Source organism: Acinetobacter sp. 1000160, from assembly GCF_000588715.1.
Taxonomy (GTDB): domain Bacteria; phylum Pseudomonadota; class Gammaproteobacteria; order Pseudomonadales; family Moraxellaceae; genus Acinetobacter; species Acinetobacter courvalinii.
Map to the genome: position 1 here is coordinate 42,155 of NZ_JFWP02000001.1, position 13,077 is coordinate 55,231.

Sequence of the window (13,077 nt, forward strand, 5' to 3'; positions counted from 1 at the left end):
TCCTTAAATCCAGGCATGGCGGGCAGGGTGAGTACCATTCAGGTAATAGTCACCAATTGCATGGAATTTCCAACGCACAGGATCGTGTAGGGTATGGACACGAGCATTGCGCCAGTGCTGATCAAGATTATGTTGGCTCAGGCTGGCCCGGCTACCGCCAAGTTCGAGTAGTTTTTCGGAGATGTGCAGGGCCGCATCATTGGCATAGATTTTTGCCTCTGCGACCAAAATCGAAGCGCGAGCGGCTTGCTCGGCAGAAATCTTAGGGAGTTGATCCAGTTCATCCAGATATTCTGCTGCCTCATCTAGCAATAAAATGGCTGCATCGAGCAGGATATTGAGCTTGCCGACCTCTTGCAGGGTGTAATGTTCCTCACTGGCTTTTTCTACGCCTGCATCAATAACCGGACGTGCTTTACGCACGCTGGACAAGGTGTCATCAAAAGCTGCTTCGGCAATGCCAACATCAATCGCGACTTGTAACAGTTGAGAATAGGCACCACGGACATTTGGAGTATCCGCGATAATGCGTTCATCAAAAAATAAGGCCGGATCAGCGATGACACTGTGAAGTTTTACTGTTCCACTGGCTGTGGTGCGTTGACCGAAGCCGTTCCAGTCATTAATGACCTCAACGCCCGCAGCATGTCGGTCAATGATCGTCAATACGGTATAACCGTCTGGATGTAAGGCACGGATGGCTAGCCAATCTGCAAAACTGGTGCCAGTCGAGTAAAATTTTTCCCCGTTTAAAAGATATTGACCATTTTGCAACGTTAACGTGGTTTGAATCGCCTTGGTATCTTTAGCGTTTTTCTCAGGCCCGCCATTGGCAATGCGTTTACCTGCAAGGACTTCAGTATAGATAAACTGCTTTTGGGCATCTGAACCGGTGATATTGATAAAATTGAGTAGCCCGAACTGGTTTTGAGGAATCTGTCCAACATTGGCATCGGCTTTAGTTAAAATACGGAACACGTGGGCCAAGGTTTTATTGGAAACCAAAGCTCCACCATACTGCTGTGGTACACGGATTCCACCAAGACCCTTTTGGCTAAACTGGATGATTTGTTCTGTAGGTAGAATACGGTTTTGATCACGTATATTGCGCTCTTCTAAGGCAAAGTCAGCAACTTGATAGGCAGCATTAATGGCCTGCTGATCATTTGAAATCAGTTGTATTTGCGCGTGGATCACTGATTGATTACTGGACATGTGAGCACCTCTAATAGATAAGAGGAACTTTACAAAAGTTTTACTTTTCCACTAAACCATCAGTTATGGCTTAATTATCACAATAATTATTAAGCATTTTTTATGAGAAAAATAACAGAAAAATAGATATGTAATGTTGATTAAAAACAGATGCTTAGTCGTGTTTGATTTTTTATTGCCCAAAGGGAAACCGTATTTTCTATGAAAGAAATGAATAATCTCAACAGGAATATTTATAAAGCAAACTCGCCAAAATTAAAAAAGATCGAGCAAAAAGGACATTGTATTCATTGGCTTTTACTTCTAAAGTATGAAAAACCTTATGTTTGATCGAGTAGAAAAATAAATCTGGAGAGTCTATGCGGGTTTTATACCAATTTCCTTTATCTCACTATTGTGAAAAAGCTCGCTGGTTGTTAGATCATAAGGAATTGGACTATGTTGCACATAATTTGATTCCTGGTTTTCATCGCGCCTTTACCTTCCTTAAATCGGGGCAGTATTTACTGCCGATGTTGAAGGATGATAAACACTGGATTGCTGATTCAACCCAAATCGCTTTATATCTTGATACGACCTATCCTGAACATGCATTACTTAGACGTGATGAACAGTTGCGCGAACAGGCCTTGGAGATTGACAAGCTGGCTGATGAGCTGGGTGTACATGTCCGGCGCTGGTCTTTGGCGCATGCCTTGTCAGTGGGTGATCATCCACTTGAAATCATGATGGGAGAGCAGGGCTATTTACGACAGTTTGAAAAAATTTCCAAGCCAATCTTAAAAAGTCTGGTGTCAACCAATTATAAGTTAAGTCCTGAAAAAGTAGCCCAATCCAAGTTACGCATGACCGAGCTGATTACCGATCTCAACCAGCGTCTGATTGATAATCAAGGGCGTTATCTGGTGGGTGACCGTCTGGGGCTGGCTGATATTGCAGTCTGTTCAATTCTCGCCCCTTTACTGATGATCAAAGGTACCCCTTGGGAGCTGGAGAATGATGATGTTGAACAGTTCAGTGGTGAGTTGAAACAATATTATGACGAATTGTCTGATTTACCGATTGGACAATATGTACAGCGTATTTATGCCACGGAGCGTAATGCACGCGTCGATTGGCGCGGGTTATAAGTAAATGATGCTGTAAAAAAGCCCTGATGCAATCATCGGGGCTTTTTTTATGAGAAAGAAAATAGAAAAACTGCCACAAAAGTAAAAAATTATTAGTGAATAAAATTAATTTTTAAAAGAAAATTCGTTTTAAGCTGAAAATAGTAGAAATTATTGCCAAATTTACTTTAAAAAAACTGAAAAGAGGGAAATAATTATAAAACGGCTTTGTTATCTTATGTTTCAGGGTGTGATGGGGATCGAAACGAGTTGTTCAGCTATTGGGAGATCAGTTGAACAGTTGCTCAAAAGGTCTTGTTTCGGCTTTGAGACAAAGATAAACCACAAGTTTATCGGAATCATGTTTGCGTTATCCATGCAGCATTGTCAAAAGTTAAACGAATGTTTTCCCTTGACCCTTAAAAATTACTGATCGTAAACAGTTCCGTAAAAACCGAGATAACACATGAGGACTGTAAAATGGAATTGGACCGTTTTGATAAACAAATTCTTGAAATTTTGACCCATGAAGATGTCAATCTGAATGAGCTATCAGAACGTATTAACCTTTCGGTTAGTTCAGTGCACAGACGCATTAAGAATCTGATCGAATCCCAAGTGATGGGACAGCTCAAACGAGAAATCAATTTTAATAAACTGGGCTTTAGCCTACATATTCTTTTGCAGGTTTCATTGAGCAAACACGATAGTGAAACTTTTGATAAGTTCTTGCAGGAACTGGAAGATATTCCGGAAGTGACCAATGCATTCCTGGTGACCGGACAGAGTGCTGATTTTATCCTGGAACTGGTGGCCCGCAATATGGATGACTATAGTGAAATCCTGTTACGCCGTATTGGGAAGATCGACAGTGTGGTGGCGCTGCATTCCAGCTTTGTGATTAAGGAATATAATGTCTTTAACTGTTATAAACTTTTAAACAAGCTATAAAAAATGCATCTAAACAGATGCATTTTTGACTCGGCAGAAAGATTTAGGCATCAAGTTGCGCTAAAACCTCTTCAGAGAATTCAACGTTGGTATACACGTTTTGAACATCATCAAGATCTTCAAGCATATCAATCATCTTCATGATTTGTTTAGCTTGATCAATATCGGTGATTTCAGCTTTAGTCGATGGGCTCATCACAACTTCAGCGTTGTCAGATTTTAAACCTGCAGCTGTAAGCGCATCCTGAACGTCACCAAAGCTTTCCGGGCTGGTGATTACCAAGATACTGTCTTCATCAATCTCGATATCGTCAGCACCTGCTTCTAAAGCAACTTCCATGACTTTATCTTCTAAAGACACATCGTCAAAAGAAATTTCGCCACGTTTGGTGAACAGATAAGCCACTGAACCATTGGTACCCAAGTTACCATTGGTTTTTGAGAAACAGTGACGAACATCTGGCACGGTACGGTTCAGGTTGTCGGTCATGGTTTCAACAATAACGGCCACACCGCCAACACCATAACCTTCATAGGTTACTTCTTTTAAATCATCATTATCTTCGCCGCCAGCACCACGCTGGATCGCACGGTTAATGGTGTCGCGTGTCATATTGACTGAAAGTGCTTTTTCGACAACAGCACGTAAACGTGGGTTGCTTGCAGCATCTGGTCCGCCTAAACGCGCAGCAGTTACGATTTCACGGATATATTTAGTAAAAACCTTACCGCGACTTGCATCTTGTTTAGCTTTACGATGCTTAATATTGGCCCATTTAGAATGACCCGCCATGGAAGTAACTCCAAAAAATTAAAACTCAAAAAAGTGCAGGAATATTAGCATAGCCAAGGTTTTGTTGAAAACTGCCCGAACTGATATTCAAAATTTAAAATCTTGCTCAAGTATCAAAGATTGAACAAATAGACAGGGTCCATTAGCTAATTTTTACGTCTATGTCGTATTCCGCATACAGCGCCTTGATCTTTTCCAGATCCTGTTGCAGTTCGGTCGGGTAGATTTTGCCTAAGATGCCGCCTTGCTTGGTTCGGGCGTTGGCATACATCAGAATGATCGGCACATTGGCTGCTTTGGCGATATGCCAGAAACCGGTACGGATCGGTTTACGCGCTTCACCATCTTTAGCACGGGTTGCTTCCGGTGCAATCACCAGATTAAAACGATCATTCTGATTAAATAGCTCCACCATTTGCGTGACAATATCTTTACTGGCTTTGCGGTCTACAGCAATGCCACCTAAACGTTGTAAAATTGGTTTTAATGGACCTTTAAATAATTCTTTTTTAATAAGCGTATGAATTTTAATCTCTAAAATATCAAACAAAGCCAGAGAAAGGATGGTATCGAGATTAGAGGTATGCTCAAAACCGATAATGACTTGTTTATTCTCTAAGATTGCTGGATCAACATTATATGTCCAACCTGTTGCTTTAAAAATAGATTTTCCTAAAAACTTTTTCATATCCATGATCATTGGCTGTGCGTGGTCGCAGTTTAATACGAGTTTTCAGGAAAATACATATCCGAAAACACCAGATAACAGTAATTTGGATGGCTTTAAAATGATCAAAACCGTGCAATATTTACTTTACTCATTATAGCGAGATCAGATAGAATCAGCGCAGTTTATGATTTTTAACACTTTTTTAGGTGGTTTGATAAAATCATCTGCTTGTAATTGAAGTTAAATTTGACTAAGATCAGGCAGCATTCATCATATTAATATGATGGAAATTTATAGGGCCTATAGCTCAGTTGGTTAGAGCAGCGGACTCATAATCCGTTGGTCCACAGTTCAAGTCTGTGTGGGCCCACCATATATCAAGCACTTACATGTATTAACTGTAAGTGCTTTTTTAATGTCTAAAAATTAATGGTCGCAATAGAAATAAAACAACAGGGCAAGACCTGTAGTATCTTCTTGAATTATCTTAAGACTATATAAGTCCCATCATAATTATGCTCAGGCGGATATATTATCCTTTGTCATATTTCATTATTTTTGATATCTTATAGTTTTTATTCTTATAGATTATTAAAGTGAAGAATGTCTTAGCTTTCACCATGATGTTATTTTTATTCGGGTGTGAAAGTTTTGAAGATTATAAGAGTAAAGACTCTAATATAATGACAGAGTTTGATTCTTATATTATTGAGAATGATAATCAAAAAAATGTCAGGGATTTGAGTAAAAACACTTCTTATATTCGAAAATCTGAGATTCATTTAAATAAAGAAAAATTGATCCAAAAGTGCAAAAAACTTGTGCTCGCCAATGTGATAAAGGAAAAAAGCGTGAGTTTTAACGATAATTTGCGTGGGAATTATTATATAAATCAAAAAAGTGGAGACGTATATCTTTATCTGGAGTTCTGCGCTGAAAATGAGCTGGGGAATGCACAAGAATTTAAAGGCAAATGTATATTTTCAATAGATGGTCAGACTCAAGTGAGTATTTTTGAGTAGAATCGCGCTTGAAGACTTGTATATGGTTTAGCATTGATCGCAGAGTAAAATGTCCTGAGAAATAGATCAGAGCAGTCCCGCTATTTCTTCAACATAAAGAACTAAACTAAGTAAGGGAATGCCATATTGTAAAAGAGGGTGGCTACAAAAATTGTTTAGATCAGTTGTACTCAAACCGCTGTGCTCTATGCTTGCTTGGGATTTGTTACAGTATCCGCCATTTTTGCTTTCTATCTTCAATCTACCCAAGTAAGAATGTGGAGAGTAGATGTCTGCTCGTTATGCCCGCAACTCAATCAAACTATTGAATAGCCCGTTTTTCATGCTGATAAAAATGCAATAAATAAATTTTAGGTATTGAATTACTATTTAAATCTAAAAGAGTTTTTTGATTATTAAAAAGATGTGAATTCGTTATTAATGTTAACTGAATCACATCTTGATAATAAATGTATTAACTAGTAGTAGTTTGCAATAATAATCGCATTTTTATGATCTGGAAGTTGCTCAAAGCTAATCTCAGTCATGGTGTTTTTTTGAGGTGAAGTATTTAAATCGCTTAATGAAATAGTTTGGGATTCAATTTTTTGCCGTAACATGTTCAATTGTTCGCATTCATTGATTTGCAGTTGTTGAGAACAGGTATCTTCTACAATACTTCCATTCAATTGGATTGTGCTTGCAGCATAACTCACCGAAGCAAATGCCATTAATGATAAAAGTAGGGCAGATTTATAAATATAGTTATACATATTTATTGCCTTTTATAAATATATTAAGTATTAATTAACATGGAATTTATTATTGGGGCAATATTTAAATAAATTTTTAATTAAATATTTATTTAAAGTGTGATCTATTTAAGGTTTTATTTTTAAATTGATAATTAATATAATAAATTGATTTTGTTAATTCTGTCACATATTTTTATTATAATGTGGATTTAAAAAATTAGAGTAATTTACTTAGTTTTAGGTATTTATAGAAAGGGATTTGATTACTTAAACATGGAAGTGTTACAGGGACAGATGTAGTTAAATGATGTGTTGCTGTTGCATAGAGAATAAAAAAGCCTCTTTGGGGAGAAGAGGCCTAGTAGAAGTTTAATCGTATTGGATGGTTACGGTTGCCATGGCACGGACTTTACCCGCTGTAACATTGGCTGCAGTTTGGTAGTAGCGAGCAGTGAGAGGAACATTATATTGAACGGTTTGGTTCGATTTTACAGTTCCTAGCTCCAACTTATTACCTAGCCCAATCACCTGATTTTTATTTTGATAATTTGATACAAGCTGCACACCGACACCATTTGCTTTTGTCGCATTCGGTTCGAGATTCTTTAAAACCTGAGTGTTATTACCTTCTTGTTGATAATCAAAGGTTAAACTAATCAGGTTCTTCTCTTCATAACCTGTTTGATTTTCACCACCATTACACAAAATGTTGAGTTCAAAAGCATGGTCGCCTTGTGTAGAACCTATCCCTTTAAAGCCTGACTTCATTACAGTTGGAAGTTGTACCGCTTTATTAATATTACCTCTCCACTCACAAGATGAAGATGCGATCGTAATGGCATTACCGTAAACAGTACTGGTCAAAAAAGGGCGATCATTTCGGTTTCCAGCATAATAGGTACTGTATACGCCTGGCACTAATGTTCCTGAGCCGGTATTTTCTGCTGTTTTTACAATTTCAACAACGAAATATCCTTCAGCAAGGCTAATACGTGTACTCGGTACTGGACGAGTGTAAGGATAATAGCCTGAGAAGTTTGTTGCATTAAAAGCTTCTCGATAAAGACGAATTCCAATTCCAGGAATGTTGGTGGAATAGATATTGTCGCCCAGTGGACTCAATGCATAATTTTGGAGTAAACGTGCGACCATCATATCGCTACTATTACAACTATATGTAGTTCTAGAGTCTGGACGAATTTCAAAAAGAGATTTAACCAAGACCTTCCCGACTGGATCGCTCGGACGTACTACAACACGGCCAACCTGCATAGACACGTCAATAGTCCGGAAGTATGTACTGGTTGAACAAGCAGCCTGAGCTGCGGTATTCACACCAAAGCCAGCAGCCATTAAGGCAGTACTTACAAGTAATTTTTTCATTTGCATACGGCCTCAGACATGATCATGCTTTGCTGATCTTTAGAAATTTGTGCGCTAACATCATAACTGAAGTGGCACTGTTCATTGGCTTCTTCGCCCCATTTTACATACAGATCACCTTTTGGCTCTTGGGTACGTAAATACACCATGCTGCCTTGGGCAACAATACCAACAGATTCATCTTTAGCATTAAAAACTTGCGATGCAAATGGTAAGCTCTCACCTGTTGCTGTTTTGGTATTGATATAGATGGCATAACCCTTCTTGGTCGAGAAATCTACTTTTGCAATCGCACCCGCAAATGGGGCAATACGCTGGCTGGTTTCTTCCAATTCAACATTGGTTGACATTTCTTGCGGATCAAGTGTGATGTCATTCAAACGGTAAGGTGTGACATACGGAATCACGGCATAACCAGCCTTATTTACGCTGAGACCAACGGTATTGTTAACTTTGGCACCTGCAGCATCTGGTGCATAGACCAGCACCATAGTTTGCCCTTGTTCTGGACCAAACAGGATACCTTTTTCATGTGCAACGATACTGCCACTTACACTGAGCATCGCCTGTTGATAAGAATCAGCGATGCTATATGAGCCACCTACGGTCGCAAAGTTCGTACGATAACGGCTATTCACGTTAAAACTCGGGTTTTGTCTATCTTGATGAGATACAGAAGCACCGTAGTTAAAACGATCACCGACCATACCACTCATACCCACGGTGCGGCTGTTTTCAGACGCGGTCGCATTGACGTTGACAGAACTCTTTCTGAAATTGATCGGGAAAGAAAGGGTCATCAAATATTCAGTATCACGGGTTTGATTTCTTGAACCGTATTCAATCTCACGATTGGTCGCAGAAAGACCATAGGTCAAACCATGATAATTATTGCTGTAACCGATTTGATATTGGCGACTGGTCTCATTACGGTTCCAGTAATCATTCCACGAACCGACCATATAAACATTACCCCAGCCCTCAGGCAGGCCTTGGTTCAGGGTAATCTGGAATTCACTGCGTTGTTTACCTACCGCAAAGGTATTCACACCTTTATCTTCAAGGTCACGAATGAGCAGGGCATCACGTAATTTATAATAGTTTTCCGTCGAATAACGATAGGCTGCCAAGGTTAAGTTGGTATTGGTCGGTGAGATCAGTTTGCTATAGCTGAGACGGAAACTTTGTCCGGATTGTGAACCTTGCTTGTCAAAGTCAGTATTGGACTGGGTCACGTCAAAAGAGACCGCACCAATAGGTGTTGCTACCGCGGCACCTAATAGTAAGGCACTGTAGTCTTCAGCCAGTTGAAAGCCGGTATAGCCGGTCAAGTAGTTGTTAATACCACGTTGGTATTTACCTTGCGTCACCCACGGCGTTAAATCAATATCACGGTCGCGGAACTCACCGGCAGTGATCGAGTAGCGGCTGAGTCCGGGGCGCAGCATTTGCACAACAGACGCATAAGGAACCGCTAGCTTTTGTATTTCACCATTCGATTCAATAATCGAAACTTCAAGTTCACCACCAAAACCTGTCGGGTAGAGATCATTGATTTCAAAGCTACCTGGTGCAACCGTGGTCTGGTAAATCAACTGACCCTGTTGACGAACTTCTACTTTCGCATTGGTTTTTGCATTACCACGAATACGGGGCGCATAGCCGAGCATACTATTCGGCAGCATGCGGTCATCGCTCGAAAAATCTAGTCCGCGATAACCGAATGAGTCAAATAACTCACCATTGGTAAAGCTATCACCCAAGGTTAAAACCCCACGATATTGAGGAAAGGCACGTTGTAAATAAGTGCTGGTAGACTCGTAGTTTGATTTTTTCTTATTTGTTGGGTCTAATTCACTTTGAGCGCCATCTTGCCATTGCCACTGACCGTTATGGCGAAGTTGCCATCCTGCAATGTTTGCACCCGCTGTAATTGCCATAAAGGCATTAGTAGTCTCTTTATTATCATTTAAACGGTTAAAGGTTTTGTAAGCACTACCGCTATACGATAAAAATCCGGCATTAACACCGCGATCCCAGATACTCGGATCTACATAGCCCTGGGCATTTTTTTGTAATGCAATTTGTGGAATCGAAATGTCGATACGCAGGCGTGAGGTATCGAAATCGTAATAGGCATTTTCAATCCATTCTTCAATTTTATAGCATGCATTTGGCGCATTCGATTCAGTACGGTTGACCAGAACTGCTTGCTTTACGCCGTACTCAAGTAATGAACCTGAGGTAAAACAGGTAAAGGCATTCTGGTTTTGTTCCGTTGAACGAAACATCATTCTTCTTTTGCCGAACCAGTTGCCATTGATGTAGACATCAACGTTATATTCACCCGGTAAAACAGGGTTGCCGTATTTAAAGCGGGAAATATCGACTTTTTGCGCATCACCGATTAAAAAAACAGAGTCGAATTCCGCTTCCATGGGTGCTGCTTGTTCTGTTGTCTGTTCTACTGCATAAACAGCCATAGGCAGCGTTACGGTGATTACCCCTGAAGTCAGGTAATAACAGATACGACGCTTCAAGAATTTAGCTGTTGCATTTTTCTTTGACATAATCGGTTCGCCTATTCAATGATAGGTACAAAATCATTTATGGATTGGGAATAAATTTGTTTGTTATTGAAGCTTGATCTGGTGTTCGATACGACCGCCATAATCATTAATGCTGACATAGCTCATCTTTTCAGTATTTCCCGTTTTTAACTGGACTTTGTCTTCTGAAAAAGGTGCAAGCATTAAACCTTTGGGTAATAGATCCACCGGCTTTCCTGCATTTTGCTGGTAAATCGCCGTCATAGTGACGTGAAACGGTGTTGGATTTTTTACAATCAGCGTTTGTCCGCTTTTAATCCATTGCAATTTTTCACCTGCAAGATTGGCATCAGTTTTAATACTCGCCGGGCGATAGAAAAATTTAATGCGTGAACGAATCGCAAGCTGTAAAAAATTATCAGGAACAGCATCTTTGCTATTCGCTGTTGGTCGTGGTGGAATATCCAGAACATTCAGCCAAAAAACGGTTTCTTGTTTTTGATTTAACTGAGCTGCATTAGGTAATGCCGTAATACGAAGGGATTGACTCTTCGTTGGATCAACACGCGAAATCGGTGGGGTAATCATAAATGGAACTTTTGACTGGTCCGGTGTACTTTTAGCATCACCTTCATCAATCCAAGCCTGAACAAGGGATGGTTTAGAACCGTTGTTACTCACTTGCAAAGTTACTTCACGTGCATCAGACGGGTAAATCACACGAGTGCCGTGCAAAATAATTTCTGCATGGGTATGAGTTGCGATAAATGCTGATGATAGTGTTAAACCAAGCAAAAAATTGTAACCGTTCAGTGCCATTTAAATTTACTCTATGATTGCGTGAAATTTACAATTGCGAATTCCTAGAAGTCTAGAAACCCGCAAAGTCTACCAATAGATTATTGATAAATAATTGTATATTGAACTGAAGTGTTTACTTCACCAGCAGATGAAGCGCCAGTTGCATAATATTCAGCATAGTAGTTAAGGTCAGCAGTACCGCCTTCTACTACATCAACCCATTGAGAGTTTGCTTGAGCACCGTTACTGCCAGCAGCAAGTACTGGAATAACTTGGTTGTTGCTACCTAAAAGTTGAACATCAACATTTTTAGCACCAGCAGCGTTTTGGTTAAGTAAACGGCCAGTGTTAAAATCAACAGTTGCACCTGGTTCGAAGTAAGTTGCAACTTTACCCGCTGAACATTTATCTAGGTTAATTTGGAATGGGGTACGACCAGCAACATCACCTGATTTTGCAAGTGTTTGTTTAGATACAGTTGGAAGTGTTACGGTAAAGTCTTTACCTGCTGGAGTTACGATGTCACAAGTTTTGTCTGTCACTAGACCATTAATTGTAATCGTTCCATCAGCAGCTTGAGCGTTAGCAATACCTACAACTGAAAGAGTAGCGATCAAAGCAAGTTTTTTCATAATAATTTCTCGAATACATCAGCTAAAAGTTTGAATTAAAATTACTTTTCAGTTGAATTTTTGCGCTGAACAAGTAATGCGCAAAATATATCGCAATTAATTTAAAAAGTGCAAATTACGTCACATTTTATGTATTTTTTTAATCTAAAATTCCGATTTAAAATAAGTTTTTGATATAGATTACATTTTCATATTTTATAGAGTAAAAATTCAATTTTTTTAATCTTTTTTTTTAATATTTCTAAAGATTGATTGATTTTTCCTTTAGAAAAAAACAACAGATTGTTTATTTTTTATACATAATTATGGGGCTGGCTGAAAAATACTTTGCCGAGAAAAAATGTAAAACAAATACTTTTTTGTAGTTTTTGATTAACAATTTTGAAGAAAAATGACAATCCGTTAACAAAATATGCGTACTGGTTTTAAGAATTTTTTAAGGTTCAATCTTTAGTTTTTTAGTCATGATTAGATGAAAAAAACCTCAAGAGGAGCTTTCAATGAACATGCTTTATACCCATAAACCGAATTACTATTTCTTTGCACATAAATTGGTTTTATTTCTGGAAAGTCATCTGAAAAGCCATCCATTGGAAAAACAAACCAGCTTTAATCTGCAAACCATCTATGATCTGTTTGGTCACGACCGTGCCTCAAGTACGACCAATCTGGAAGGGATTTTAAATATTGCAGATGAATATGTGCTTGAAACAGATGAAGGGCAGCAGTCATTGATTCGTTCATATCATGTCCATTTAGATAATCACGTGTTGACTCTGGAATTTAACCCGAAAGCAGTTGATAGTTTGAAATCAGGTCAGACGATAGTGAATCCAAAGGCTGCTTAAACTCAAGCTTAAAACGGCCAAGCCTTATTGAGACATTTAGCGAGCATTCATAGCGCTAAATGTCTTTGACTTAGCTGATTTAAAGCTGTCTATTCGCTATGATAGTGTCATGTATTCAATGATTAGATTGGCTTAATGAATAAGGATTTTAAATCAGAAACCTATACTGTCGATGACAATATGGCAGAGACAATAACCTGGCTGATACATCATCAGGAGGTTTTCGATTCATTACATTTTGATGTGCATACTCAGGAACTGTCAGTTTCACATGCAGCAGGCGTGGATATTATTCGAGTCGGCATGTATCTAACTGCCAAGTATGGCATTCTGGTGACATCTATCTGATTTTTCATCTAAAAAAAAGCCT

The 13,077-nt window shown here is 39.1% G+C and carries 13 protein-coding genes and 1 tRNA gene; 6 read left to right on the top strand and 8 right to left on the bottom strand.

Annotated features, from left to right (window positions below; translation table 11 throughout):
• Positions 1–3: 3 nt before the first annotated feature.
• Complete coding sequence (locus tag J699_RS18105) at positions 4–1,215, bottom strand: SfnB family sulfur acquisition oxidoreductase (RefSeq protein ID WP_032868811.1); 1,212 nt, start codon at positions 1,213–1,215, stop codon at positions 4–6.
• 359 nt (positions 1,216–1,574) lie between these two features.
• On the opposite strand from J699_RS18105, the gene J699_RS18100 reads away from it, so the two are divergent.
• Both J699_RS18100 and J699_RS18095 read left to right on the top strand, forming a co-directional pair.
• Complete coding sequence (locus J699_RS18100) at positions 1,575–2,345, top strand: glutathione S-transferase family protein (RefSeq protein ID WP_032868812.1); 771 nt, start codon at positions 1,575–1,577, stop codon at positions 2,343–2,345.
• Between the two features lie 459 nt (positions 2,346–2,804).
• A complete protein-coding gene (locus J699_RS18095; RefSeq protein ID WP_004771770.1) occupies positions 2,805–3,275 on the top strand; it encodes an Lrp/AsnC family transcriptional regulator in 471 nt (156 codons plus the stop codon).
• Between the two features lie 43 nt (positions 3,276–3,318).
• Here the strand turns inward: J699_RS18095 and J699_RS18090 are convergent, their stop codons facing one another.
• Positions 3,319–4,068: a YebC/PmpR family DNA-binding transcriptional regulator gene (locus J699_RS18090; protein ID WP_005285173.1), complete on the bottom strand. Its 750-nt coding sequence runs from the start codon at positions 4,066–4,068 to the stop codon at positions 3,319–3,321.
• 142 nt (positions 4,069–4,210) lie between these two features.
• Positions 4,211–4,756, bottom strand: coding sequence for a 1-acyl-sn-glycerol-3-phosphate acyltransferase (locus J699_RS18085; RefSeq protein WP_032869201.1), 546 nt, complete (start codon positions 4,754–4,756; stop codon positions 4,211–4,213).
• A gap of 278 nt (positions 4,757–5,034) precedes the next feature.
• On the opposite strand from J699_RS18085, the gene J699_RS18080 reads away from it, so the two are divergent.
• A tRNA-Ile gene (locus J699_RS18080) sits at positions 5,035–5,111 on the top strand.
• A gap of 247 nt (positions 5,112–5,358) precedes the next feature.
• Positions 5,359–5,760 carry a hypothetical protein gene (locus J699_RS18075; protein ID WP_032869226.1) on the top strand — a complete coding sequence of 134 codons (402 nt, stop codon included), beginning with the start codon at positions 5,359–5,361 and terminating at the stop codon, positions 5,758–5,760.
• Between the two features lie 458 nt (positions 5,761–6,218).
• Here J699_RS18075 and J699_RS18070 read toward each other — a convergent pair whose 3' ends face one another.
• The 5 genes from J699_RS18070 to J699_RS18050 form a co-directional block, all read right to left on the bottom strand.
• Positions 6,219–6,512, bottom strand: coding sequence for a hypothetical protein (locus J699_RS18070; RefSeq protein WP_032868923.1), 294 nt, complete (start codon positions 6,510–6,512; stop codon positions 6,219–6,221).
• 351 nt (positions 6,513–6,863) lie between these two features.
• Complete coding sequence (locus J699_RS18065; protein ID WP_032869227.1) at positions 6,864–7,877, bottom strand: fimbrial protein; 1,014 nt, start codon at positions 7,875–7,877, stop codon at positions 6,864–6,866.
• Positions 7,874–10,447 (bottom strand): fimbria/pilus outer membrane usher protein, encoded by a 2,574-nt coding sequence (locus J699_RS18060; protein ID WP_032868924.1) that lies wholly within the window; start codon positions 10,445–10,447, stop codon positions 7,874–7,876. Before J699_RS18060 ends, J699_RS18065 begins: the two co-directional genes overlap by 4 nt.
• A gap of 63 nt (positions 10,448–10,510) precedes the next feature.
• Complete coding sequence (locus J699_RS18055) at positions 10,511–11,245, bottom strand: molecular chaperone (protein ID WP_032868925.1); 735 nt, start codon at positions 11,243–11,245, stop codon at positions 10,511–10,513.
• Between the two features lie 80 nt (positions 11,246–11,325).
• Positions 11,326–11,859: a fimbrial protein gene (locus tag J699_RS18050; RefSeq protein WP_032868926.1), complete on the bottom strand. Its 534-nt coding sequence runs from the start codon at positions 11,857–11,859 to the stop codon at positions 11,326–11,328.
• A 500-nt stretch (positions 11,860–12,359) separates the two neighbouring features.
• Between J699_RS18050 and J699_RS18045 the strand changes: the two genes are divergently transcribed.
• Together J699_RS18045 and J699_RS18040 are read left to right on the top strand one after the other, a co-directional pair.
• The gene (locus J699_RS18045; RefSeq protein ID WP_005229912.1) at positions 12,360–12,707 is read left to right on the top strand and encodes a hypothetical protein; all 348 of its coding nucleotides are present in this window, start codon (positions 12,360–12,362) and stop codon (positions 12,705–12,707) included.
• Positions 12,708–12,842: 135 nt separating this feature from the next.
• The gene (locus tag J699_RS18040) at positions 12,843–13,055 is read left to right on the top strand and encodes a hypothetical protein (RefSeq protein ID WP_032868927.1); all 213 of its coding nucleotides are present in this window, start codon (positions 12,843–12,845) and stop codon (positions 13,053–13,055) included.
• Positions 13,056–13,077: the final 22 nt, after the last annotated feature.

Excerpts from the sequence above, each read along its gene's own strand:
- J699_RS18065 (WP_032869227.1), bottom strand. The coding sequence starts at position 7,877 with ATGAAAAAATTACTTGTAAGTACTGCCTTAATGGCTGCTGGCTTTGGT.
- J699_RS18100 (WP_032868812.1), top strand. The coding sequence starts at position 1,575 with ATGCGGGTTTTATACCAATTTCCTTTATCTCACTATTGTGAAAAAGCT.
- J699_RS18095 (WP_004771770.1), top strand. The coding sequence starts at position 2,805 with ATGGAATTGGACCGTTTTGATAAACAAATTCTTGAAATTTTGACCCAT.
- J699_RS18085 (WP_032869201.1), bottom strand. The coding sequence starts at position 4,756 with ATGAAAAAGTTTTTAGGAAAATCTATTTTTAAAGCAACAGGTTGGACA.
- J699_RS18055 (WP_032868925.1), bottom strand. The coding sequence starts at position 11,245 with ATGGCACTGAACGGTTACAATTTTTTGCTTGGTTTAACACTATCATCA.
- J699_RS18090 (WP_005285173.1), bottom strand. The coding sequence starts at position 4,068 with ATGGCGGGTCATTCTAAATGGGCCAATATTAAGCATCGTAAAGCTAAA.
- J699_RS18060 (WP_032868924.1), bottom strand. The coding sequence starts at position 10,447 with ATGTCAAAGAAAAATGCAACAGCTAAATTCTTGAAGCGTCGTATCTGT.
- J699_RS18050 (WP_032868926.1), bottom strand. The coding sequence starts at position 11,859 with ATGAAAAAACTTGCTTTGATCGCTACTCTTTCAGTTGTAGGTATTGCT.
- J699_RS18075 (WP_032869226.1), top strand. The coding sequence starts at position 5,359 with ATGATGTTATTTTTATTCGGGTGTGAAAGTTTTGAAGATTATAAGAGT.
- J699_RS18105 (WP_032868811.1), bottom strand. The coding sequence starts at position 1,215 with ATGTCCAGTAATCAATCAGTGATCCACGCGCAAATACAACTGATTTCA.
- J699_RS18040 (WP_032868927.1), top strand. The coding sequence starts at position 12,843 with ATGAATAAGGATTTTAAATCAGAAACCTATACTGTCGATGACAATATG.
- J699_RS18045 (WP_005229912.1), top strand. The coding sequence starts at position 12,360 with ATGAACATGCTTTATACCCATAAACCGAATTACTATTTCTTTGCACAT.
- J699_RS18070 (WP_032868923.1), bottom strand. The coding sequence starts at position 6,512 with ATGTATAACTATATTTATAAATCTGCCCTACTTTTATCATTAATGGCA.